We start from the raw sequence: 25,143 nt of genomic DNA on the forward strand, positions 1-25,143 counted from the left end.
GCTCCTACTGGCTCGCTGTCGAAAGCTCGGAAACGAGGTCCGAGGGGGTGACGGTCTCGCCGTCACGCTCCTGCTCGTGCAGGACCGGGGACTCGAACTCGCTCGGAAGGTTCCACGCGTTGGTGGCGTCCCAGCTGTTGAAGATCCACTTGTAGTGGAAGTAGGGATACGCCTGATCGTAGCTCGCCCACCCCTGCAGGCCGACGACGAAGTTGCCGTTGGAGTAGTCGCTGCCCCAGTACGTCGAAGTGTCCTGCATGACCGATTCGGCCTGGATGCCGAAGTCTTTGAGCTGTGAGACGACGGTGTTGGCACCGGCGACCCAGTCCGAGAAGCCCGAGGGACCTTTGATCGGGATCGACAGCGGTTCGCCGTCCTTCTTCCACGTCCCGTTTTGCTTCTCGTAGCCCGCGTCCTGCAGCAGCGAGGCGGCTTTGTCGGTCTGTGCCTCGCCGCGACCGTAGGTGTCGAACTCGTCGACGACGCCATCGAGCCACGCACCCTCGATCTGGCCGTTGAACTCACCGGTGAGACCGCTCGGGTACGTACACGCGATCTTGGAGTTCGTGCCGGCACCGGAGTTGGCGGCGACGTTCTCGCGGTTGACGACGTGAGCGATGGCCTTTCGCACACGGACATCGTCGACCGGTTCCTTGTCGAAGTTGAACACGAGACCCAGCCCCCAGTGGCGCGGGATGAGGCTGACCTGCACGGAATCGGGGAGCTGATTCAGGCGGTTCTGGGGCATGAACAGCGTCGCCGACCCGTCGGTCTCGTTGTTGATCAGGGAGTTCCAGCGGCCCTGATTCTGTGGCTTGTAGAGGTACTCGGCCTCGGAGTAGTTGATGTTGTCCGCGTCCGGGTGGTCGTCGTACTTCGACAGCAGGGTGCGCTGGCTGTCGGCGTCCTCGAACTGGAAGGGACCACAGCCGACCGGCTCCGGCGTCGTGTCGTTCGTCAGGTCGCTGAGTGCCTTCGAACGCTCGTCTTCAGTGGACGCCTCGTCGAGTGCGGTGACGAACTCGCCGTAGGATCCCTCGTGAGCGACGAGGTACTTCGGCTGGAGGTAGGAGAGCAGGATGGTCTCGTTGGCCGCTTCGACCAGCGAGATCTCGACGGTCGTCTCGTCGGTCGCGGTGACACGCTCGGAGACCTTACCCATGTCCTCGGGTGCGACGAACGTACCGAGGCTGCCGCCGTTGTAGATGTCGAGTTTGATCTGGTTCGCCACGTCCGTCGCGGTGACGGCGTCGCCGTTGTGCCAGGTCTGGCCCTCGCGAACCGACAGGGTGATCGTCTTGCCGTCGACGGTCCAGTCGGAGATGAGGTAGCCGGTGTACTCCTGTGTCGCGAGGTTGTACTTCATGAAGCGGTCGAACAGCAGTCGGCGACCCTCGGCGAAGTTCTGGCCGTTCCAGGGGTTGTACTGGGAGTCGGCAGGGACGGCCCACTGCGCGAAGGTCAGCCGGTCGTCGCTGCTCCCTTCCTTTGCGGTCCAGTCGCCCGAGCGCGGCAACCACTCGGTCGGCCAGTACAGTTGCGTCTTGTCGCTGTCGGCCGACGGCACCGACCAGTCGTCGGTCGTCTGGAACGACTGGGCGAGCTTCTCTTGGAGGGGAAGCACGGGCAGGCTCTGGTTCGTGATGTACGCCAGTTCCTGAATCTTGCGCTGGGCCTCGCTGGAGACCTCGACCGGAGTCGATGTCTCGGTGTCCGTGTCGGTCGAACCGCTCTCGCCCTCGGTAGTACCACCGTCACCGCCGGCGTCGGTGTTGGTCGCCTGCTGACCGCCACAGCCCGCGAGACCGGCGATACCGGCCATGCTGACGGCACTGACGAATCGGCGGCGGGATAGTAGCGATCTGTCCTCGGGATCAGTATGATTATTCGGCATGTTCGTCTACATCAGTAGAACACCCACACAATAAAAATTCCGGTAGAAATACTTCTTCGTGATTCTCATAGATTTAAGTAGGAGTCTCGCCTTGACGTTCGTGAACGATAGCAGACGACACCGTCTGCACGTCGTCGATCAGGGAGCTACGATGATACAGGACAGTACGAGCCGGCCACAGATCGCCGCTACCGCCCGTCTTCGGGCTGGTGGGACAGAGCAGCCGGTGCCGCGAACCAGTACGGGACAGCGAAGACACACCGGACGACCGGTGCGTGAAGGAGACGTTCGGTCGACAGAGCGGGGGCGAAGTCCTCGTTCACGCGGCCATGACGCGGGGGACCAACGACAGTACGGCACCGCCGGTGAGTGTCAATGAGCCACACACACCTCGACGCCGACGAGCAGGTGCCGGCGTCCGATCGCCAGTGGTGGAAGGAGGCGGTCGTCTATCAGATCTATCCCAAGAGTTTCTTCGACAGCGATGGCGATGGCATCGGCGACCTCGAAGGGATCGTCCAGAAGGCCGACTACCTCGACGCGCTGGGGGTCGACGCGGTCTGGCTCAATCCACCGTACGACTCTCCGCAGGCCGACAACGGCTACGACATCGCCGACTATCGGTCGATCTTCGACACCTACGGCGACATGGACGACTGGCGCGCGCTGCGTGATGCGCTCCACGAGCGAGACATCCGCCTCATCATGGATCTCGTGGTGAACCACACCTCCGACGAACACGAGTGGTTCCAGCGCTCGCGCCGGCGCGAGGGTGAGTACGCCGACTACTACATCTGGCGCGACGGCCGCCCGGCCGACGACGCCGACTACGACACCGACGACGGCCCGACCGACGAGGTCGCACCCAACAACTGGGAGTCGGTCTTCGGCGGGCCGGCGTGGAGCTACGACGACGAACGAGGCCAGTGGTATCTCCATCTGTTCGACGAGAAACAGCCCGATCTCGACTGGGAGAACGAGAAAGTCCGCGAGCGGGTCTACGAGATGATGCGCTGGTGGCTCGATCAGGGCATCGACGGGTTCCGCATGGACGTGATCAATCTCGTCTCGAAGACGCCGGGCCTGCCCGACGGCGACCCCGACAGCGGACTGACCGGCGCACAACACTTCATGAACGGCCCGAAGGTCCACGACTACGTCTCGGAGATGGTCGACGAGGCCATCCCCGACGAGTCGATCCTGACCGTCGGCGAGACACCGGGCGTCTCCGTCGCGGACGGACAACAGTTCGTCGGCCCGGACGGCGACGGACTGTCGATGGTGTTCCAGTTCGAGCACGTCGAGGTCGACCACGACGGCGACAAGTGGGCAGCCAGCGACTGGTCGCTGGCCGAGTTCAAGGAGATCATCGCTAAGTGGCAAACAGGGATGGAGGGCGAAGGATGGAATAGCCTCTATCTGAACAACCACGACCAACCCCGGATGGTCTCGCGCTTCGGCGACGACGAGCAGTACCGCCGCCGGTCCGCGAAGCTCCTCGGGACACTGACACACACCCTCAAAGGAACGCCGTTCGTCTATCAGGGCGAAGAACTCGGGATGACCAACGTCCCCTTCGAGGACCCCGAGGAACTCCGCGACGTGGAGTCGCTCAACTTCGTCGAGGAAGCCATCGAAATGGGCGAGGCCGACTCCTACGAGGACGTTCGTGAGGCCGTCGAAACCGTCGGCCGCGACAACGCCCGCACGCCGATGCAGTGGTCCGACGACGACGACGACGCCGGCTTTACCGACGGCGACCCCTGGATCAAGGTCAACCCCAACTACGAGCAGATCAACGTCGCCCGCGCCCGCGCCGACGAGGAGTCCGTCTGGCACTACTACCGCCGACTGGGCGACCTGCGCGAGGAGCGCGACTTGCTGGTCTACGGGACGTTCGACCTGCTCGCACCCGACGACGAGCAGGTGTTCGCGTACACGCGACGGCTGGGCGAGGAGTGGGGACTGATCGTCCTGAACGTCTCGGCCGACCCGGCGACGTTCACAGTTCCCGACGGACTGGCGGACATCGACATGGACCTCGCGCTCGCCAACTGCGAGGCACCGTCGACGCCACCGGCGACCATGGACCTCGATCCATACGAGGCCCGCATCTATCTGACGCCGGCGACGGACAGCGCCGAAATCGACCACGACAACTGATTCGACATGACTGCACACTCACTCACGACACTCGACGAGACCGAGCGCGAATGGTGGAAAGAAGCCGTCGTCTATCAGATCTACCCGCGAAGCTTCGCGGACAGCGACGGGGACGGCGTCGGCGACATTCAGGGCATCATCGACAGAGTCGACTACATCGACTCACTCGGAGTCGACCTGATCTGGCTCTGTCCCGTCTACGACTCACCCAACGAGGACAACGGCTACGACATCCGCGACTACCGGTCGATCCTCGACGAGTTCGGGACGATGGACGACTGGGAACGGCTGCTGGCCGAACTCCACGACCGAGACATCCGCCTCATTATGGACCTCGTCCTGAATCACACCTCCAGTGAGCACGAGTGGTTCCAGCGCTCGCGCCGGCGCGAGGGCGAATACGCCGACTACTACATCTGGCGCGACGGCCGCCCGGCCGACGAGGCTGACTACGACACCGACGACGGCCCGGCCGACGAGGTCGCACCCAACAACTGGGAATCGATCTTCGGTGGGCCGGCGTGGAGCTACGTCGCGGAGCGCGACCAGTGGTACCTGCATCTGTTCGACGAGAATCAGCCAGACCTCAACTGGCGCAACCCCGACGTACGCGAGGCGATGAAAGACGAGGTCGCGTGGTGGCTCGACCGTGGCATCGACGGCTTCCGCATGGACGCCGTCTCGCATATGTCCAAAACCGACGGCCTCCCGGACGGCGACCCGGAGAACGACCCCACAGGAGTCGAACACTTCACTCACGGTCCCCGTCTCACCGACTATCTCGAAGAACTGGCCGCGGACGTCCTCTCGCATCACGACATCACGACCGTCGCCGAGATGGGCCACACCTCCATCGAGGAGGCCGCCGCGTACCTCGACGACGAGTCGACCGGGCTGGACATGATCTTCCAGTTCAGTCACATGGGCGTCGACGGTGGCTGGGACCCCGATGCTGTCGGCGAGTGGGACCTCACCGACTTCAAGCGAATCATGACCGACAAGCAGACCGCCCTCGAAGACCACGGGTGGGACGCGCTGTTCCTTGGCAACCACGATCAACCCCGACTCGTCTCGCGCTTCGGTGACGAAGCGTATCACCGACGGTCGGCCTCGCTGATCGCGACCTTCTTACTGACGATGCGCGGGACGCCCTACGTCTATCAGGGCGAAGAGATCGGCATGACCAACGCGACTTTCGACAGCCTCGACGAACTCGACGACCCCCAGACCATCGGGCACGTCGAGCAGATGATCGCAAACGGAGAGGCCGATTCCTTCGACGACGTTCGAACCCTCGTCAATCACCAGAGCCGCGACCACGCCCGGACGCCGATGCAGTGGTCCGACGACGACGGTGCTGGCTTCACCGACGGCGACCCGTGGCTCAAATGCAACGCCGACTACCCGGAGATCAACGTCGCCAGCCAGCGTGACGACCCCGAGTCGGTCCTCAATCAGTACCGCGAACTGATCGACCTGCGCCACGCAGAGGACGTGCTCGTCTACGGCGACTACGACCTGCTCGCACCCGAGGACGAGCAACTGTACGCCTACACCCGCTCGCTCGACGACGACACCGTGCTCGTCGTCCTGAACTGGTCGAGCGAGGAGGCGACGTTCGAGAGTGACGCTCTCGGCTCCACGGACGCGGACGTGCTGTACGCCAATACGACACAGCCGCCGGCCGATCCCGACGGCGCAGCGTTGCAACCGTACGAAGCGGTCGTCTACCGCCTGTAATCGGTCAGTCAGTCCATTTCGGACGCTGCTCCTCTCGCAGGACGGCGACGGGCGAGTCTGCACCGAGCGTCCCTCGTGACGGTGTCGTCTCACCCTGAGCAACCGTCTGCGAGACAGTCGAACGCCGATCGATGAATGCCTACGATCGTTTCCTGTCCGGTGAGCGACAGCCGCCCTGTGGACGACAGGGAGCCAGACCGGACGACAGACGGCATGTTCGAACCGATGGTCCGTTGGTGGAACGTATCTGGTATGTGATCGGATTCGTGTATCGGTAGTAAAATCCCATAATCCCCACAAGCAGCCGTACTTCTCACTCGATATAGACAGAGCGCGTATCGGCAAGCCGAACTAATCTCGTTCTTAGGTTTCTCTATTCACATTTGATCTATTTCGATCCATATACACCATCCTCACCACTACTGGAGTAACTTCGACCGCGACAATGATTGGATACACAGACATTGCTTTCGGTCGAAAGTGTCGTTTCCCTAGAAAAAACACCTGCCAGTGAGGTGCCGTCTGAATCTTCCGTGTCCAGTCAGTAAACAGCCACTCGCCGGCGAAATCGGCGGAAAACCGTCATCTATTCAGTCACGCACGCTCTTGACAGGAGCACAATGAGCCAGCAGTCGGAACCAGCCGTGGAACCGGTCGACATCTACGAGGAACTCGGGGTGCGCGAAGTTATCAACGCTGCGGGAACCAAGACCCGCATCGGTGGGAGCCTCATCCGCGAGGAGGCACTGGACGCGATGAACAGTGCCGCACAGGGATTCGTCGAACTTGGCGACCTGCAGGCACGGGCAAGTGAACTAATCAGCGACGTGACGGGTGCCGAAGCGGGCTACGTGACATCGGGTGCCGACGCGGGCCTGCTCCTCTCGGCGGCCGCCGCCATCGCGGGCTCTGACGTGGCTGCGATGGACCGGCTCCCCGACACCGACGGACTGGCCGACGAGATCATCATGCCCCGGACGCATCGGACCGGCTACGACCACGCGCTGCGGGCAGCGGGTGCAGAAATCGTCGACGTGGGAACGAACGACTTCCATCTGGGAACCGGCGCGACCAACGTCGAGCCGTGGGAGATCGAACGCGCCATCGGCGAAGACACGGCCGCCATCGGCTACGTCCAGAAGACGTACACCCAGCCAGATCTGGAGACCGTCGTCGACATCGCCCACGACCACGACGTGCCCGTGATCGTCGACGCCGCCGCCGAGGTACCGCCCATCGAGAACCTCGAACGATTCGTCGAGACCGGGGCCGACCTCGTCGTCTTCAGCGGCGGGAAAGGAATTCGTGGCCCACAGACGACCGGGATCGTCGCCGGCCGGCAGGACCTGATCCAGTCGATCGCCCTCCAGCACCTCGATATGCACGTCGCACACGACGTGTGGGAACCGCCGCGTGAACTGATCGATCCCGAGACCGTCGACGGCGTCCCGCGACAGGGGATCGGCCGGCCGATGAAAGTCGGGAAAGAAGAACTCGCCGGCCTGATTCGCGCACTCCAGGTGTTCGTCGACCTCGACTACGAAGCGGTCAGTGCCGAGTGGCACGAGCAGGCGACCCGTGCTGCCGAGGCGCTGTCGGATCACGATCTCCTGTCGACGACCGTCACCGGCGGGGAAGGAGAGAACGTCGCCCCCGTCGTCGAGATCGAGATCGACGAGTCGGCGTCGGCAAAGGAACTCGTGGCCGCGCTCCGTGCCGAGGACCCGCGCGTGTACGTCGGCGCGGACGGGATGGACGACAACGAGATCGTCATCAACCCGATGTGTCTGGAAGACGACGAACTGAACTACGTCGTCGACCGGATCGAAGCGAACCTGTAACACAGCCGGAGAGAAAGCGCCAGTACGACGCCTCACGAGCGGGGGTTCGACACCCGATCCTCGACACTTATTGTCGGTCCCCACGAGAAACCGTCCATGGAAATCACGGACTACGATCTGTACGGGGTGCCACCGCGATGGCTCTTCCTTCGGCTCGAAACCGACGAGGGCGTCGTCGGCTGGGGCGAACCGGTCGTCGAGGGTCGATCGAAGACCGTCAGGGCGGCCGTCGAGGAGATCATGGACTCGTACTTGCTGGGGAAAGATCCGCGGCGGATCGAGGACCACTGGCAGGCGATGTACCGCGGGAGTTTCTATCGGGGCGGACCGATCCTGATGAGCGCCATCGCCGGGATCGATCAGGCCCTGTGGGACATCAAAGGCAAACACCACGGTCTGCCGGTGCACGAACTCCTCGGTGGCCGAAGCAGAGAAAAGATCAGGGTCTACCAGTGGATCGGCGGCAACCGACCTGACGAACTGGCCGACGAGGCGGCACAGCTCGTCGACGCCGGCTACACCGCGCTGAAGATGGACGCGACCCACCAGATGCGCCACATCGAGTCACGGGAGACGCTCGAAGAGATCGTCGGGCGCGTCGAACGCGTCCGAGATGCCGTCGGCGACGACGTCGACATCGGTGTCGACTTCCGCGGGCGCGTCTCGAAGTCGATGGCGAAGACGCTGACCCACCGGCTGAGCGAACTGGACCTGATGTTCGTCGAGGAGCCAGTGCTGCCGGAACACACCGAGCACCTGCCGGCGATCGCAGCACAGACACGGACGCCCATCGCAGCGGGCGAGCGACTCTACTCGCGGTGGGACTTCAAGCGACTGTTCGGAACCGATTCGATCGACGTGGTCCAGCCCGACGTCTCCCACGCGGGGGGCATCTCGGAGACGATCAAGATCGCGAACATGGCCGAGACCCACGACGTCGCCATCGCTCCCAACTGTCCGCTGGGGCCGATCGCACTCGCGGCGTCGCTGCAGGTCGACACGGCGGTACCGAACTTCTTCATTCAGGACCACGGGTTCGACATTCATTTACCGGCGAGCGACCGAACGTACCAGTACGTCGCGAACGATCAGTTCGTCTTCGAAGACGGCTACGTCGAGGTGCTCGACGAACCGGGACTGGGCGTCGACATCGATCAGTCACTCGTCGAGGAGCGAGCCGAAACCGAGGTGAACTGGCACAACCCGATCTGGCGACACGAAGACGGCTCGATCGCCGACTGGTAGCCGGGAGGCGTCCGTCGAGGGTCGAGAATGTGAACATTTATCACGCTAAACTCGCAATCTACGGGCATGGCAACGGGGGAAACAAGCGGGACCTTGACGGCACTCGGCAAGACGTTCAGGATCGTCGAGTATATGACCGAAAACGGTGGGAGCGTCCGCATTACCGAACTGGCGACGGCACTCGACATCTCGAAGAGTACAGTGTACAAACACCTGAACACGCTCAGGTCCGAGGGATACGTCGACAAAGACGGCGTCGAATACCGATTGAGTCCTCGATTCATCGACATCGGCGAACACGTCAAGTCCACGTTCGATCCCTACACGACGGCCAAGCCGGCCATCGATAACCTCACCGATACGATCGGCGAGACGGCCGGGCTGGTCCTCTTTCACGACAATCAGGCAGTCGACGTGTACACCGCAGTGGGAGAGCACACCGATCCCCGGTCTCTGACCACGTCGCGACACCTCCACTGCAGTGCCGCCGGGAAAGCAATCCTCTCGCAGCTTTCCGACGAGACGGTCGACGAGGTACTGGGAGACTCGCTCGTGTCGATGACGCCCGATACGATCACCGACCGGGAGCGACTGGCGACCGAACTGAGCCGGATCAGCGAGCGTGGTATCGCGTTCGCCCGGTCCGAACAACGGTCCGACCTGAACGGTGTGGCCGTCCCCATCGAGTTCCCGAACTACCTCGGTGCCGTGTACGTCGCGGGCACCGCGAGTCGATTGTCGAGCAAACGCCTCGAAGAGGACGTACCGGGTATGTTGCTGAGTACCGTCAGGGACATCGAAGCCGCCATCGAGTGACGGCGGTCGCCAACTGTCCCGCTACAGCCGTTCGTCTGCTACTGACCAACCGTTACCACCGTTTTCGAGATTAAAATAACTAACAGAATTGTGTATATATCCATCGAATTTAATAATCATTAATCATCTATCTGTGTACGCTGTACGCAGTTGGCATGGGAAGCCAGCGCATTCAGTGGGATACAACATGCAACGAAAGTCGATCACGATACTGTGCAGCCTCCTGCTCGTCACATCGGTGTTTACCGGGGTGGGCGTGGCTGCCGATTGTTCAACGGCACCGAAATACGACTCAACGACGCTTTACGAAGCCGGCGACCGTGTCACACACGACGGGTCGCTGTGGGAAGCCCAACTGGAGGTCCGTACCGTCGAGCCGTCGAGTGACAGTGCGTACTGGAGCATAGTCGGTGACTGTGACGGCTCGTCGGACGACGGCACGGCGACGCCGACGGCGACCGCAACTGCGACGCCAACCGCGACCGCAACTGCGACGGCGACCGCAACTGCGACGCCAACCGCGACCGCAACTGCGACGGCGACCGCAACGGACACGCCGAGCGGGGACCTCCCCCCGGCGTGGGATTCGTCGGTCGCGTACTCCGGTGGTGACCGTGTCACACACGACGGCGCGGTGTGGGAGGCCAACTGGTGGACCAAGGGTGACGAACCCGGCTCCAGTGGGGACTACGGCCCGTGGACGAAGGTCCGTCCCATCGACTCGACACCGACGCCGACCGCAACGGCGACCGCGACTGCAACCCCGACGGCGACTGCAACGGCGACCGCGACTGCAACCCCGACCAACAGCGCACCGAGCGCATCGGTGTCGGCGTCTTCGACGACGGTCGCCACAGGCGAGTCCGTCAGCTTCGACGGCTCGGGGTCCGCTGACAGCGACGGTTCGATCGCGTCGTACGACTGGACGTTCGGCGACGGCGCGAGCGCCACCGGCTCCGCGGTGTCACACAGTTACAGTTCGAACGGCACCTACACCGTGACGCTGACTGTCACGGACGACGACGGGGCGACCGACAGTGCGTCGGTGACCGTCGAAGTCGGTACCACGAACAGTGCCGGCGAGGATCGTGTCGTCGGCTACTACACGTCGTGGTCGCGCTACGACCGCAACTACATGCCCAGCGACGTGCCACTCGATAAGATCACGCACCTCAACTACGCGTTCCTGAAGGTAGCCAAGAACGGCAACGTCTCGTACTTCGACTCGTACGCAGACCCGAAGAACCTCGACGCGTTCGAACAGCGGAAGGCGAACCACCCGGATACCAAGATGTTGCTGTCGATCGGTGGCTGGACGCTCTCGGAGAATTTCTCGTACGCGGCCGCGACCGAGGAGCGCCGTGAGCGCTTCGCAAACTCCTCGATCGCGATCATGCGCAAGCACAACTTCGACGGCATCGACGTCGACTGGGAGTACCCCGGCGGTGGTGGCAAGTCCGGCAACACGGTGCGTGACGGCGACGTGGAGAACTTCACGCTCCTGATGGACGAGATTCGGACCCAACTGGACACCGCCGAGCAAACGGACGGCAAAGAGTACCAGCTGACGATGGCGACGAAGGCATCGCCCTCGAAGGCACAGGAACTCGAACTGAACAAGCTCGAAGAGGACCTGACCTTCGTGAACGTGATGACCTACGACTACCACGGTGCGTTCGACAGCAAGACGAACCACAACGCACCGTTGTACGAGGCGAGCGACGATCCGTCGGACAACGCCGCGACGTTCAACATCGAGGCAGGGATGACGGCCTACGAAGACAACGGAATGCCGAGCGACCAGCTCGTGCTTGGACTCCCGTTCTACGGCCGTAGCTACGCCAACGTCGCCGATGGCGGCGACGGCATGTACCAGTCGTTCAGTGGCTCCCCGAAGGGAAGCTGGGGCAGCGACAACGGCATCAAGGACTACTGGGACGTAGAGAAGAACTTCAACGGCACGTCCGGGTACGAGTACTACTGGGACAACGAGACCAAGACGCCGTGGGTGTACTCCGATACGGACGACATTCTCATCAGCTACGACAACGAACGATCGATCCGTATCAAGACCCAGTACGTCGAATCCAACGACTACGGCGGCGTGATGTTCTGGGAGTTCAACGGCGACCGGAACGAAGTGCTCCTCGACGAGACCAACCAAGAACTGAACGACTGATCGACGCCGATTCGTTCGAGATCGCGGCTCATTTTTCGCGCTGCCCGGCAAACGAGCAGATGGTTGTATCACGGCCAGTGCCGACAGCGCATCGATCACTGCGCGAATGCGGTGAGTGAAGCGTTGTATATTGGACTGTCTCGCTCGCGTGACCGCAAGCCAGTGCACTGAACGTCCGTGCCCCGCTCGACAGTCCCTGATCGAATAGTTCCCACACGACGAGAGGTCCGTCGGGTGTCTCGAACCACTTGGTTCGCTGCGCTCACGCTGGTTCGAACGACGCCACTGTTCACAGTGCGGTACGCATTCCGTTCAAACTGGGGACGGCGTGATTTCCGAGCCACCAACTCGACGGCACAACCGACAGCGCACGCCGACTGTCCACGAGCACCGTCGAAGGAGACACCAACGGAGTCACCGGCAGGTGAACGCACCAGTCGGGCAGAGGTACCACGACAAACGAGTGTCGTCACTGTCGATCGATGCGTCGAAAGAAAAGGATCGAATCGGTGAAGTCGGTCGTTAGCTACTGCACTCGGCGGGACCGACTTTCTCGAAGTCGTTCCACGGTGCAGGCTCGCGCGGACTCCACATCGTCTTGTCACTTTGCCACTTGTAGACCGAGCCGTTGTACCGAATCAGCTGATTCGGTGCGATACTGCTCTGTGATTCGAGCGTCGGAACGCAACCAACCTTGTCGGCACCTTTCGTCGGTCCGTCACCGGTTCCGTCGGCAAGGTTCTTGTTGACCGTGTTGAGCAGCGTCTCGTTGCGGTCGTTGGCGAGTTCCCACATCATCGCACCGCCGAGATCAGCGTTGTCGATCCAGTCGGCTTTCGTGCTGATCGAGCGCTCGTTCTCGTAGGTCAGGAAGATGTCGCGTTCGGCGTTGTAAAGCCACGGCGCGACGGCTTCTTCACTGTAGTAGTAGTCCCACGACTCGTTGTTGACGAGGTTCTTCTTGATGTCCCAGTAGCTGTAGATGCCGTAGGGGTTATCCCACGTGCCGTTGGGGAACGCACCAGCTTCTGCAGCGTCCGCTGGGTCGTTACTCGATCCCATCGCGGCTTTGACCGGGTTCGACTCGTAGAGACCACCGTCGCTGCCTTCTTCGACACCCTTTGCCGAGCGGCCGTACGCAGGCAGACCGACGGAGACGTTATCAGCGCCGAACGATGCAGCCCAGATCTGGGCCGCCTTGTTCACCGAGACGCGGTCACCTTCGGCGACCGAGCTTGGGGCGTTGTCGTAGAGGTTTGCGAGGTGTGCCGTGTTGTCGCGTGACGGCCAGAAGAAGTCGTAGGCCATCAGATTCACGTAGTCGACGTGTTTCGACATCTCCGATCGGTCGTACCCACCAGCGAACCACGGCGAGGCAGGCACGGCCGAAGTCACGAGACCGTCACTGTGACCGCGTGCTTCGAGTTCGCCGTCGACCGCTGCGAACAGCTTGTTGTAGTTTTTAGTGTCGCTCGAACGCGCGAACTTGTGGTCGGACGGAGCCGACCAGTTGTCGTAGTTCCACGTCTCACGTCGGTCCGGGTACTCCCAGTCGATGTCGATGCCGTCGAAGTTGTACTTCTCCATGATCGCGACCGACGTCTCGGCGAAGCGCTGTCGGCGCTCGGCCGTCAACGCGGCATCGGAGAAGTTACGCGAACGAGCCCAGCCACCGATCGAAAGGAGAAGCTTCGTGTCCGGGTGCTCTTTCTTCAGTTCGCTCAGCTCTTCGAGCTGCTCTTTCTGGTAGTCGCTCGGGATGAAGACTTCACCGTTGGGTCGCGTGTCCAGGAACGCGTAGTTGACGTGCGTGACCTGGTCCCACGGAATTTCGGACGGCGGATAGCCGCCACCCTTCTCTGCCTTCCAGCTCGCGTAGTACCCGACGACGCGCTTGTCGTGGTCATCGACGGACGCGTTTTCACCCGGATCAGTCGGCGTGTCCGTCGGCGTATCCGTCGGCGTATCCGTCGGCGTATCCGTCGGCGTGTCCGTTGGCGTATCCGTCGGCGTGTCCGTCGGCGTATCCGTCGGCGTGTCCGTTGGCGTATCCGTCGGCGTGTCCGTTGGCGTATCCGTCGGCGTGTCGGTGCCAACGTCGCTTACCTTGTTCCACGGGCCGTAGTCCCCACCGGCGCCGGGTTCGTCACCCTTGGTCCACCAGTTGGCCTCCCACACCGCGCCGTCGAAGGTCACTCGGTCGCCACCGGAGTACGCGACCGACGAATCCCACTGCGGGTAGTCGCCCGTCGGCGTGTCCGTCGGCGTGTCTGTCGGCGTGTCCGTTGGCGTGTCTGTCGGCGTATCCGTTGGCGTGTCCGTCGGCGTGTCCGTCGGCGTGTCCGTTGGCGTCGGAGACGGTGTCGGCGTCGCCGTGCCGTCGTCCGACGAGCCGTCACAGTCACCGACCTTGCTCCAGTACGCACTGTCACTCGACGGTTCAACCGCCCGTGTCGAAAGCTCTGCCGTCCACAGTGCGCCGTCGTGGGTGACCTGATCACCCGATTCGTAGAGCACTGTTCCTTCGTACTCGGGAGCGTCCGAGCAATTGGCTGCCGATGCGACCCCCGTCACCCCGGCTGCAATACTCGTGATGACGAGGAGAAGCGCCATCGTGATCGCTGATGTTTGTCGTTTCATGTGTATCCCCGTACGGCCGGCAGACAGACTGGACACCGGGGAGGTATCGACGGTAGCTCCCACCCCACCAGTGACACCGCAGTCTCATTGTCGCCCGTACGCTGTTTTTCACAACTGAGTTCTACGATTATAATTATAATGGTCGAATGTCGTTTTTATTTAGATCCTAACATAAACAGAGTGTGCGCGCCGTTATTTTCTATAAAGAAACACTTGGCGAATCTATATCGAACCGGGCGTGCAAAACACCGCCCTCCACGGAGACCCAGAGAGCGAAAACGACCATTATTTCACATTAGTGGATAAAGGGGCGTTCCCAGTCGTTGATACGGTTAGACCGCTGCCAAACAGCAGGATCACGCTGATATCGGGATTCATAACTCGAATCAGGCGAAGACAATAACACAGGTATTGCTGTTAGGGTTCGGAATCGGACTTGCCATGAATGCACTATTATGAAACAACGAAACGGACGGCTCCAGTGGCGCACTGCTCGAAAGAAATAGTCAGAACCACATAATAAAACTGAAGCTATAAGAATTTTGATAGAACCGTATTCGTCGACAATCGAAGTCGGAATCTGTCGGACGGCATCGACAGCTTATCCGATAAGGGGTCACGAGGTTCGATTTAGAGTTGTTACTGGCCGTTTTTCGTAGTGAATCAATTCGAGCGAGTCAATTTACCGAGTGACGACAGTGGTCGAAGAGTGTCGAGGGAGACCGTCTGCACCAGTAATGTAATATTTTTATATATGACGTTTGGAGTAAATGGATGGGGTGGCGAGTGAACGGAGAGAAGCAAAACGATGACCGATCGAATGCGACGAGTTAGCAACTATACATTATTTTGTAATGACGAATTAGCCAATACACTCATACGTGGGTATGAGAGTACTAGAAACGTCACGAACGGACGCGAACCTGCGGTGTCACGGGGACGATTCGGGATGGGTCCTTCCTGAACCGCGACCGCGTCAGCGGCTACAAAGGTAACAGAGCATATGACTGCATCAGATCTCGAACAGCGGATTGCAGAACTCGAAGCACTCGTCGAAGAGCATGCCAGGCGACTCGAAGACGGGACGACAGGACGCGGTCGGAGTGGTCTCTCCCGTCGGAGCATCCTTCAGTCACTGGGTGTGATCGGACTCGGAGGCTATGCTGCCGGCAGCGCGAGTGCCGACCCACAGGGGCAACTGGGAACGAGTACGGACCCCGTCAAAGAGGTGTACGTGGAGGCGCTCAACGGGGGTCTCACGGGCGGTACATCGATTACAGAACTGCTGGGGGATGGACTCTCAGAGACGAACGGAACGCTCGAAACGGCAGTCACGGGCGCGAGCAACCGCGGCAACGGGAGTGGCGTGTTCGCCAGCAACGCCGGTGGGACGCTCGGGTTTCGATCGCTCGTCGGGGGCAACAACATCTCGCTGTCGAGTACCACCGACGAGGTGACCATCGACGCCGACAGCGTCGGCGAAGCGAACACAGCCTCGAACGCCGGGAGTGGTGCGGGACTGTTCAAAGGAAAGACAGACGTCGATCTGGTGTTTCGGAGTCTCACGACCAGTGGCGCACTGTCGGTGACCGAGAACACCGACACCGTCGCCATAGAGGGACCGTGGGCAGACGCCGACGCAGATGATCTACTCGAACCGGTCGCCCCTTACACCGGCGTCGACCTGACCACGGTTCAGGCCGACGAGATCAAGGGCGCGGGCGGTGCTGCGCACCTGACGCTCGCGAGCGGCGGCCCGCTCACGCTCGGTCAGACGCTCGACACCGGCGGTAACACGATCACCAACAACGCTGGCAACGTCGTGCTCGACTCGGTCCTCGATCTCTCGGCGAACGACCTCGCCGACGGCGCGACCACCATCTGGGATACCTCCGCAGGCTACATCCCACAGGGACGGCTCGAAAACGACGCAGTGACGGTCAGTACCGGGACTGGCCTGACCGGCGGGGGATCGGTCGCACTCGGTGGCTCGACCTCAGTCGATATCGACGGGGGTGGCGTCAGTACCACCGAACTCGCCGATGGCAGCGTCACCACCGCCAAGATCGCGAGCAACGCCGTCACCGGGACCGAGATCAATCTGGGTGACATCGCTGGCGAGAACATCACCGTCGACACCACGGAAGACAAACTCGACGTGTCGGGTGCCACGCCGAATATGGTCGATAGCAACGGTGACGATCTGCTCGAACCGGTCAGTCCCTACACCGGGATCGACGCGGCGACAGTGCAAGCCGACGCGATACAGGGCGCGGGCGGCAATACGCACATGACGCTCACCAGCGGCGGCCCGCTCACGCTGAGTCAGCCGTTGCAGATGGGGACGAACCCGATCCGATCGGGGTCGGGACAGGCACTCACTTTCCAGACCGACACGAGCCAGCGGACGCTGCAACTCGGAGACCCGAAAAAGGACAATAACGATAACATCGCAGGCGGAAATATTCTCGGCGGCCACCAGAACAACGTCATCAACAGCGGCGTCGGTGTCGTCATCGCCGGCGGTGGTGCGAACAATGGCCTCGAAAACAGCGTCAACGGGAACTACACGACCGTCGGTGGCGGACGGTCGAACACCGCAAGTGCGGACGACGCGACGGTCGGCGGCGGAAACAACAACGGCGCGTCGGGACTGTATGCCGCAGTCGGCGGCGGATACAACAACGGGGCGACAGCCCAGTCTGCCACCGTCGGGGGCGGTCAGAGCAACAGCGCGAACGCGAACAGTTCGACTATCGGTGGCGGAAACAACAACAGCGCGGGAGGGAATTACTCGACCGTCGGCGGTGGACAGAACAACAGCGCGGGCGGGAACCACGCGACCGTCGGCGGCGGCAAGGGCAACAGCGCGACGGCCGGACACGCGACTGTCATCGGAGGGAGTGACAGCTACGCGACCGGACAGTACTCGATGGCTGCTGGTCGGGACGCGAAAACCAAGACCTCTGGCGACCCAGCGACCAACCACGACGGTGCGTTCGTATGGGGTGACGGGACGACGACGACGGTCCGATCACAGGCCGACAATCAGTTCGTCGTGCAGGCGGGCAAGGGTATTTACCTCGGCGACGACGGTGGCCCAGCCGGTGACTTCTACACGGACTCCACCCCCAAGCTGATCAACACATCCGCCGGCGCGTACCTGACGACCGGTGGCACGTGGACGAACAGTTCGAGTCGAACCGTCAAAGAGAACATTACGCCGGTCGATGGTCCGTCGGTCCTCGAAACGGTCGAGTCACTGTCGATCAGCGAATGGAGCTACGAGGACGAAAACGCCGGCATTCGCCACGTTGGACCGATGGCCGAGGACTTCTACGAGGCGTTCGGGCTCGGTGGCGACGACAAACACATCGCCTCGCTCGACACCGCCGGCGTCGCGCTCGCTGCGATCAAAGGACTCGCCGAACGGCTCGACACGAAAGACGAGCGGATCAAACAGCAGGCCGAACGGATCGACGATCTCGAAGCCGACCGCGAGGAACTCGAAGCCGACCGCGACGACCTCGAAGCCAAAGTCGAGGCGAAAGACGAACGCATCGACGAACTCGAAAGCCGACTCGAACGGGTCGAAGCGGCACTCGATCTGGACGAGTAACGGGCGTCAGAACGCAGCGAGCGAGCAGCGATTACTCGACGACGCGACCGTCCTCGACAGCGTCGACGCGCTCGCGGCCGCCGTAGGTGCTCGCTGCCAGCGACACTTCGACGGTCTCGCCGGCATCGAGTGTCTTCATCGTCCCGTTCTCACGCTGGGCATCGGGATACGAGTGGCCCGGATACGCGGTCGTCGGCTCGATGCCGGCGGTGTAGTTGCGCCCCCAGAACGGCGACTCGTCCATGCCGCCGAAGGCCTGCCAGTACCACAGTGACTCGAAGTGCTCGGCCGGGTACGACAGCGCGAAGCCGAGATCGAGATCGGTGTTCGTGACGGCGTACCAGCCGTCTTCGACGTTTTGCAGGTAGGCCTGATCGTGGATCTCGCTGTCGGTCGGCGGGAACTCGCTGAGATCGATCTGGTCGCCGTTGTCCCCTTCGGCAATCGGCCACTCGAAGTGCTGGTCGCCGGCCAGTCGGTTCGTCTCGTGGCTCTCCGGGTAGTCGTCGATGTAGCTCTCGCCGGCGGGCACGTCGAAGCGGGCCGCGGGACCGAGCAGCGGCCGCCCGAGGGCGACGTGGTGCTGCCAGACGTATTCGAGGTCGTACTCGCCCTCGTTGGTGACCGATTCGTCGATTTCGAGGCGGGATTCGCCGGCCGGCAGTGTGAGTTCACGCGTGACGGCGAAGGGGTATCGTCGGAGGCGTGTCGTCAGTTCCAGTGACACCGCCTCGTCGTCGTCCTGCGTCACGGTCGCGTCCCACGGGATCAGGGCGCTCTCGCCGTGATGATCGTAGCGGTTGCCCGGGATCGACATCGGACCGCCGGCGACGGGAATGTTCAGCTGCCACCCCCCGGGGTAGTGCTCGTTCCACGTCATCTCCGTCGACGGGGTGCGTCGGTCTGCGGGCGGGTCCCACTGGTAGTCGGCGTGATAGAGGACGTCCACGTCGGTGCGCTTGTCGCGGAACTCCAGAATGTCGCCCCCCTTGCCGGGCACCACCATCACGCGAAGGTGACGGTTCTCCAGAATCGCCGTCTCCATCCCCCGATACGTGAAGTCGGTCGAGATACTCGGTCGCTCGTCGAAATAGCCCATACGCGAGGGTGTCGACCGACTGGTATATAAAGACCGTTCTAACGGCTGACCGGCGTCGGCCCAGAGTGAAACACTGCCAACAATAATGAGCGCGGGTGGCGAACCGGGGAGTATGTTCGAGACGATTCTGGTCCCGACCGACGGCAGCGACTATGCTACACTGGCGCTCGATCACGTCGTCGACATCGCCCACCACTTCGACGCGACGGTCCACGTCCTGACTGTCGTCGACGTGCGCGATCTGGAGACGGCACCGGACGTCGATCCGTTCGAAGCGGAGGCGTCGGCACTCGTCGGGGAGGCCGCCGACGACATCGACGGCGACATCGAGACGGTGCGAACGGTCCGAACGGGGTATCCCGACGAGGAGATCCGTGCGTACGCCGAGCAGGTCGAGGCCGACCTGATCGCGATGGGCACCCACGGCCGGACCGGTGTCCAGCGGTTCGTCCTCGGGAGTGTCGCCGAGAAGGTCGTTCGCCTCTCGGACGTGCCCGTGTTGACGGTGACGGACGACGAGATCGGTCGACTCCCCTACGAGAACGTTCTCGTCCCGACCGACGGCAGCACCGGGGCGAACGCAGCACTCGGCCCGACAGCAGCGATCGCGACGGCGTACGATGCGACGGTCCACACACTCTCCGTCGTCGACACGCGGGCGCTCGGGGCCGACGTGCGCTCGGACATCCTCGTCGACTCGCTCGAAGACAACGCGACCGATGCACTCGACGATCTGGCTGCCGAACTCGACGAGAACGGCATCGAGACGATCAGGAAACAGGTGATGTTCGGGACGCCACATCAGTCGATCAACAACTACGTCGAGGACAACGAGATCGATCTCGTCGTGATGGGAACTCACGGCCGGACCGGACTGGACCGGTATCTGCTTGGCAGCGTCACCGAAAAGCTCGTGCGGACCGCACCGGTGCCGGTGCTCTCGGTCCGTGTGCCCGAGACCGAGGCAGAAGGTCAGAGTGACAGATAGCCCGTGACCAGCAACACGACGTTGTAGACGGCGTGGACAGCGATCGGGACCGCGAGGTTCTCCGTGTATTCATAGACCGCGCCGAAGACTGCCCCGACGCAGGCGATGAGGGCCGCGCCGGCGAGGATCGGGCCGACACGGCCGGTGTAGTTCGTGAGATGCAGCGAGCCAAAGAGCAGGCTCGCGCCCGCGATGGCCGGGCCGGGACCGAGGCGGGTCCGTAGCCGTCCCTGAATCGCACCGCGAAAGAGCAGCTCCTCGGCCGGCGCGACGACGATCACGGAGAGGGCAGCCAGTCCGAGCAGGAAGGTCGGGTCGGCTGCCGCGACCTCACCGACGACGGAACCGGGCACGAGGTCCAGCGCCGAGAGCACCAGCGAGACACCGATCGCGACCGCCAGCGCGGCGAGAACGCCACCGACGACGACGGGAACGGCCGACACCGACGGCACGGCGAAGGGAACCGGGACCCCGCGAGCGCGCACGTAACCGTAGCCGACCGCCAGAAACACGAACTGCCCGACGGCCGTCCCGGCGAGGACGACCAGCGTCGTCGTGAGATCGTAGCCAAGCGCGAAAAGCGGGACGAGAAACACCGCGCCGACGAGGTTCGCGACGAGGAACGCGAGGGCCACGAGCACGATGGTTTCGAGGGCGAGCCAGACCGACCGCGGCGAGGCAGATGATTCGAATGCCATACCGATCTAACGGCCGTCGGGCAAGTAAGTATACGCTGACACACGCTGTGTACAGGTGACGATGAGACGGGCGGGTGGTCGAAACGCGAGCCAGTCCTGTTACTCAGCCTAGTCTTTTGCTGGCGGCGTCCGTACGTCCCGTATGGTCTCTCGACTCACGAAGACGGCCGCGGCCGCTGGCGGACTGCTCACACTCTGGCTCGGCTGGGGTGCCTACAGCAGTCGGAGTACCGACGAGATTCCCTACGAGACGGTCGACGAAATCGACGGCGTCGAGATCCGACGCTACCCGCTGTCGATGCTGGCCGAGACGACGGCACCGTCTCAGGGGGTCGCGTTTCGGCGACTCTTCGACTACATCTCGGGGGCCAACGAAGCAAGCGAGGACGTGGCGATGACGACCCCCGTCGCGACGCGGGGCGAGTCGGTCGACGTGACCGCGCCGGTGCGAACGCTCGGTAGCGAGACCGTCTCGATGACCGCGCCCGTCCGCTCGGGCGCGGACGGCGACAGCGCGACGATGGCGTTCTACCTCCCGGCGGCGTACACGCCGGCGAGTGCGCCGACGCCGACCGACCCGAAAGTCCGACTCGTCATCGAACCGGCCCGGACCGTCGCCGCGAAAGGGTTCTCGTGGTACGCGACCGAGGACCGCGTCGACAGTGCGCGCGCGGTGTTGCTCGCGGTGCTCGACGAACACGACATCGAACGGCAGGACGAACCGATCGTCTGGCAGTACAACGACCCGTGGACGCCCCCGTTCATGCGACGCAACGAGGTCGCCGTCACGGTCGCCGACGAGTGGGGCGACGCGTAGCTACTCGATATCGATTCGGTGGCTGCCCTCACCCGGTTCGGCTTTCCCGACGGTGACCGTCAGCACGCCGTTGCTCAGGGTCGCGTCGACGGCAGTCTCGTCGACGGCGTCCGGGAAGTGAATCCGTCGGGAGACGGTCTCGTGGCTTCGCTCGTGGTGGACGTAGGTCGCCTCTTGATCGTCGGTCTCGGACGACCGTTCCGCGTCGATGTGGAGCGTCTGGTCGCTGATTCGCACGTCGATGTCGTCCTTCTCGAAGCCCGGCAGGTCCACCGTGACGACGAACTCCTCGTCGTGCTCGACGAGGTCCATCGACGCCGAGTGTTCACGGGGCGTCCACTGACTCCAGTCCAATCGACCGGCCGACTCGTCGAACTGGCGGCTCATCCGCTCGAAGAACTCTTCGAGTTCCTCGAAGGGGTTTCGCTGTGACATAGCACGTCGAGAGTGGCCCACCAGTCGGGCTTTGTTATACCGAGCTTTCGACGACGGCGGTCGAAGTTGGTCGTGCTTTCGAAGGGTAATCACGTCGTATCGGTGTGGGAGATTCACGCATGCATTCACGTATATAGTACTCCCGAGTGAAATTTTAGACTGATATTTGGCAGGAAATATTTAGGCCGGTCTTCGGCGATCCGTAGAGCGATGACAGATCTGCGCGGGATGATCGGGACCGGGAGCAGTGGGATAGTCCCCGCGAGACTACGAGGGAGTTACATGGCGAAGTTCGGCATCGCCCTCGCGATCTTGTTGCTCGTGACGGCGACCGTCGGTGTCTACACCCAGCAGGCGGTGGCGACCGAACTGGAGGACGACGTGGATAGCGAACTCCAGACCGTCGGCGAACTGACCGCCAACGATCTCGAAAACTGGGTAGACCAGCGTCGACTCGTCACCCGCGAAGTGTCGAAGAATCACTGGCTCGCGACCGGTGCGGTGGCCTCGACACTGAACTCCGAGTTCAACGATCTGCCCGACGACGTGGTCGCGCTGCACTACATCGATACGGAGAGTGCCGCGGTCGAATCGACGACGATGAACACGCTCTCCCACCAGAACCTCAGAGAGCGAGGTGATCCGTGGGCACAGGACGACGTGACGTTCGATCAGATCGATACGGTGCTGGTCTCGGAACCGTACAGCCTCGGCGACGGCCGGACGGTCATGGCCTTCGTCAGTCCGGTGCCCGCACAGCAGCACAAGGCGGTCGTCCTCTTGGCGGACGTATCACGGGTCGCTGCCGGCTTCAGAAGTCCGGTCGAGGGCAGCACCACACAGGTCGTCGACGGTGACGGCCGGATCGCGTTCGCCAACGACACGGGCGCGATCGGTACCGAATACGTCGCCGGGGCGGGCGTCCAGTCCGAGGCGATCCAGCGCGGACTGGCCGACGAGAGCGGCGTCCTCGACGGCGCGACCGCCGCCGAGGGCGAAGACACGCTCGTCGCCTACGCGCCGGTCGCCGGGACCGACTGGACGGTCGTCGTCCACGCCCCGAGGGCGAACGCCTACGCACTCGTCGGAACCGTGACCCGACCGCTCGTCGTCCTCGTCGGCGTCGTCGTGCTCGGTCTCGGAGCCGTCGGTCTTACGCTGGGACGAAACACCGTCCGCTCGCTGGACCGACTGACGGACTACGCCGGTGCGGTGGCCGCTGGCGACCTCGACGCCGAGGTGCCCGAAAGCGACCGGACGGACGAACTCGGCGAAGTCGTCGACTCCGTGGCCGACATCCACGCCTACCTCTCGACGGTCGCCGAGCAGGCCGACGCCATCGCGGCCCAGCGCTTCGACGCCCCCGTCCTCGACGACGACGTGCCGGGCGAACTCGGGGTCGCGCTCGACCAGATGCGGACCGATCTGGAGACGATGATCGACGATCTCGATGCGGCCCGCGAGGAAGCGGAGACCGCCCGGCGAGAGGCCGAACAACTTAGCGACCACCTCGAAGCGCAGGCCGACGAGTTCGCGGCGGCGATGCGCCACGTCGCCGACGGCGACCTGACCCGGCGGCTCGACCCCGACGGCCAGAGCGCGGCGATGACCGAGATCGCCGAGTCGTGCAACGCGATGCTCGCAGAGATGGAAGAGACCATCGAGGAGATTCAGACGTTCGCCGGCAGCGTGGCCGCGGCGGGCCAGCAGGTCGCGACCTGTGCCGAGGACGTGGAGTCGGCCAGCCAGCAAGTCGACGACGCCATCGAGCGGATCGACGAGGGAGCGACGACCCAGTACGACCGCCTTCAGGCGATCGGCGACGAGATGAGCGAGCTTTCGGCGACCATCGAGGAGGTCGCCGCTTCGGCCAACGAGACCGCGACAGTCGCGAGCGAGGCCGCACGAGAGGGCGAGCGTGGCGCGCAGTTGGCGACGGAGTCGGTGGCGACGCTGGATCGACTCGAATCCACCACGGCCGAGACGGTCGACGCGATGGCCGCCCTCGAAGACGAAATCGCCGCGATCGGCGAGGTGGTCGACCTCATCGACGACATCGCAGAGCAGACGAACGTGCTAGCGCTGAACGCCTCGATCGAGGCCGCCCGGGCCGGGGAAGCCGGCGAGGGCTTCGCCGTCGTCGCGGACGAAGTCAAGCACCTCGCGACCGAGACACAGGCGGCGACAGCGGAGATCGAGGATCGGATCGAACGCGTCCGGGCGACCACCGACGATACCGCCACCGACGTGCGCGAGATGCAACAGCACGTCGTCGAGGGCATCGAGACGATCGAGGAGAGCCTCGACTCGCTGGAGCGACTGGGCGAGGCCGTCCAGCGCGCCAACGAGAGCGTCCAGTCGATCGACGACGCGACCGACAGTCAGGCCGAGGCCAGTCAGGAAGTCGTCGCGATGGTCGACGGCGTCACCGAGATCAGCGAACGCACCGACGCCGACGCCGACCGGGCCGAGGATGCAGTCGCCGCCCAGACCGACGCAGTGGCCGCCATCGCCGACAGCGCCGACACGCTGACCGACGACGCGGACGGACTCACCGACCGACTGGCGGGCTTCGACACCGACACGACCGGGCCTGACGTGACACTGGCCGAGACCGATGACGACAGCGAGGGCCGGCCCCTCGGCGACGATGCCGAGACCGACGCGATTCCGGCGGACGGCGACGACGTGGAGGCCCAAATCCGTGCGGCAATCGAGCGCGGCGAGGGGGCAGCGATTTCGACGGCTGGCGAAGAAAGTGGGGCGAACACGGACCGAGAGCGAGAAATCGTCGACGAGGACGCGACTTCGCAGGACGGCGACGACGTGGACGACGCACAGCCACCGGCACGGCACCAGCCCAGAGACACCGGTCACGTGACCGTCGAGACGGACGTGCTCACCGTCGACGGCGGCGAATCGGGCGACGAAAACGAGTAGTCGCTGCCGGTGACCGCCGACGCGCCCGG

At 63.1% G+C, this 25,143-nt stretch carries 15 protein-coding genes; 10 read left to right on the plus strand and 5 right to left on the minus strand.

All coding sequences use genetic code 11. From position 1 onward, the window contains the following. Window positions 1–4: 4 nt before the first annotated feature. Window positions 5–1,894, minus strand: a complete 1,890-nt coding sequence (locus AC5FRW_RS18135) for an ABC transporter substrate-binding protein (RefSeq protein WP_493569870.1) — start codon at window positions 1,892–1,894, stop codon at window positions 5–7. Window positions 1,895–2,269: 375 nt separating this feature from the next. Between AC5FRW_RS18135 and AC5FRW_RS18140 the strand changes: the two genes are divergently transcribed. From AC5FRW_RS18140 to AC5FRW_RS18165, 6 genes are all read left to right on the plus strand, one after another. Next, window positions 2,270–4,057 carry a glycoside hydrolase family 13 protein gene (locus AC5FRW_RS18140; RefSeq protein WP_493569871.1) on the plus strand — a complete coding sequence of 596 codons (1,788 nt, stop codon included), beginning with the start codon at window positions 2,270–2,272 and terminating at the stop codon, window positions 4,055–4,057. 6 nt (window positions 4,058–4,063) lie between these two features. Then, on the plus strand, window positions 4,064–5,797 hold the full coding sequence (locus AC5FRW_RS18145) for a glycoside hydrolase family 13 protein (protein WP_493569872.1): 1,734 nt from the start codon (window positions 4,064–4,066) through the stop codon (window positions 5,795–5,797). A gap of 620 nt (window positions 5,798–6,417) precedes the next feature. Next, window positions 6,418–7,638 (plus strand): aminotransferase class V-fold PLP-dependent enzyme, encoded by a 1,221-nt coding sequence (locus AC5FRW_RS18150; RefSeq protein ID WP_493569873.1) that lies wholly within the window; start codon window positions 6,418–6,420, stop codon window positions 7,636–7,638. Window positions 7,639–7,734: 96 nt separating this feature from the next. Further along, entirely contained in the window at window positions 7,735–8,883 is a 1,149-nt protein-coding gene (gene dgoD / locus AC5FRW_RS18155) for a galactonate dehydratase (protein ID WP_493569874.1), read from the plus strand. Between the two features lie 66 nt (window positions 8,884–8,949). After that, window positions 8,950–9,699: an IclR family transcriptional regulator gene (locus tag AC5FRW_RS18160; RefSeq protein ID WP_493569875.1), complete on the plus strand. Its 750-nt coding sequence runs from the start codon at window positions 8,950–8,952 to the stop codon at window positions 9,697–9,699. A gap of 187 nt (window positions 9,700–9,886) precedes the next feature. Continuing rightward, window positions 9,887–11,878: a glycosyl hydrolase family 18 protein gene (locus AC5FRW_RS18165; protein ID WP_493569876.1), complete on the plus strand. Its 1,992-nt coding sequence runs from the start codon at window positions 9,887–9,889 to the stop codon at window positions 11,876–11,878. Window positions 11,879–12,400: 522 nt separating this feature from the next. Here the strand turns inward: AC5FRW_RS18165 and AC5FRW_RS18170 are convergent. After that, a complete protein-coding gene (locus AC5FRW_RS18170) occupies window positions 12,401–14,518 on the minus strand; it encodes a glycosyl hydrolase family 18 protein (protein WP_493569877.1) in 2,118 nt (705 codons plus the stop codon). Window positions 14,519–15,521: 1,003 nt separating this feature from the next. Here AC5FRW_RS18170 and AC5FRW_RS18175 point away from each other — a divergent pair. After that, window positions 15,522–18,137: a tail fiber domain-containing protein gene (locus tag AC5FRW_RS18175; RefSeq protein ID WP_493569878.1), complete on the plus strand. Its 2,616-nt coding sequence runs from the start codon at window positions 15,522–15,524 to the stop codon at window positions 18,135–18,137. A gap of 31 nt (window positions 18,138–18,168) precedes the next feature. On the opposite strand, the gene AC5FRW_RS18180 is transcribed toward AC5FRW_RS18175, so the two are convergent. Beyond that, window positions 18,169–19,236 carry an aldose 1-epimerase gene (locus tag AC5FRW_RS18180; RefSeq protein WP_493569879.1) on the minus strand — a complete coding sequence of 356 codons (1,068 nt, stop codon included), beginning with the start codon at window positions 19,234–19,236 and terminating at the stop codon, window positions 18,169–18,171. A 112-nt stretch (window positions 19,237–19,348) separates the two neighbouring features. Between AC5FRW_RS18180 and AC5FRW_RS18185 the strand changes: the two genes are divergently transcribed. Further along, the gene (locus AC5FRW_RS18185) at window positions 19,349–20,224 is read left to right on the plus strand and encodes a universal stress protein (RefSeq protein WP_493569880.1); all 876 of its coding nucleotides are present in this window, start codon (window positions 19,349–19,351) and stop codon (window positions 20,222–20,224) included. Here the strand turns inward: AC5FRW_RS18185 and AC5FRW_RS18190 are convergent. Continuing rightward, complete coding sequence (locus AC5FRW_RS18190; RefSeq protein ID WP_493569881.1) at window positions 20,209–20,922, minus strand: CPBP family intramembrane glutamic endopeptidase; 714 nt, start codon at window positions 20,920–20,922, stop codon at window positions 20,209–20,211. The genes AC5FRW_RS18185 and AC5FRW_RS18190 overlap by 16 nt on opposite strands. A 142-nt stretch (window positions 20,923–21,064) precedes the next feature. On the opposite strand from AC5FRW_RS18190, the gene AC5FRW_RS18195 reads away from it, so the two are divergent. Beyond that, entirely contained in the window at window positions 21,065–21,739 is a 675-nt protein-coding gene (locus AC5FRW_RS18195; protein WP_493569882.1) for an SOUL family heme-binding protein, read from the plus strand. Here the strand turns inward: AC5FRW_RS18195 and AC5FRW_RS18200 are convergent, their stop codons facing one another. Then, window positions 21,740–22,174: an Hsp20/alpha crystallin family protein gene (locus tag AC5FRW_RS18200; protein WP_493569883.1), complete on the minus strand. Its 435-nt coding sequence runs from the start codon at window positions 22,172–22,174 to the stop codon at window positions 21,740–21,742. It lies immediately after the preceding gene. 210 nt (window positions 22,175–22,384) lie between these two features. On the opposite strand from AC5FRW_RS18200, the gene AC5FRW_RS18205 reads away from it, so the two are divergent. Then, window positions 22,385–25,114 (plus strand): methyl-accepting chemotaxis protein, encoded by a 2,730-nt coding sequence (locus tag AC5FRW_RS18205; protein WP_493569884.1) that lies wholly within the window; start codon window positions 22,385–22,387, stop codon window positions 25,112–25,114. Window positions 25,115–25,143: the final 29 nt, after the last annotated feature.

It is taken from the genome of Halomicrobium sp. HArcht3-1, from assembly GCF_058933345.1.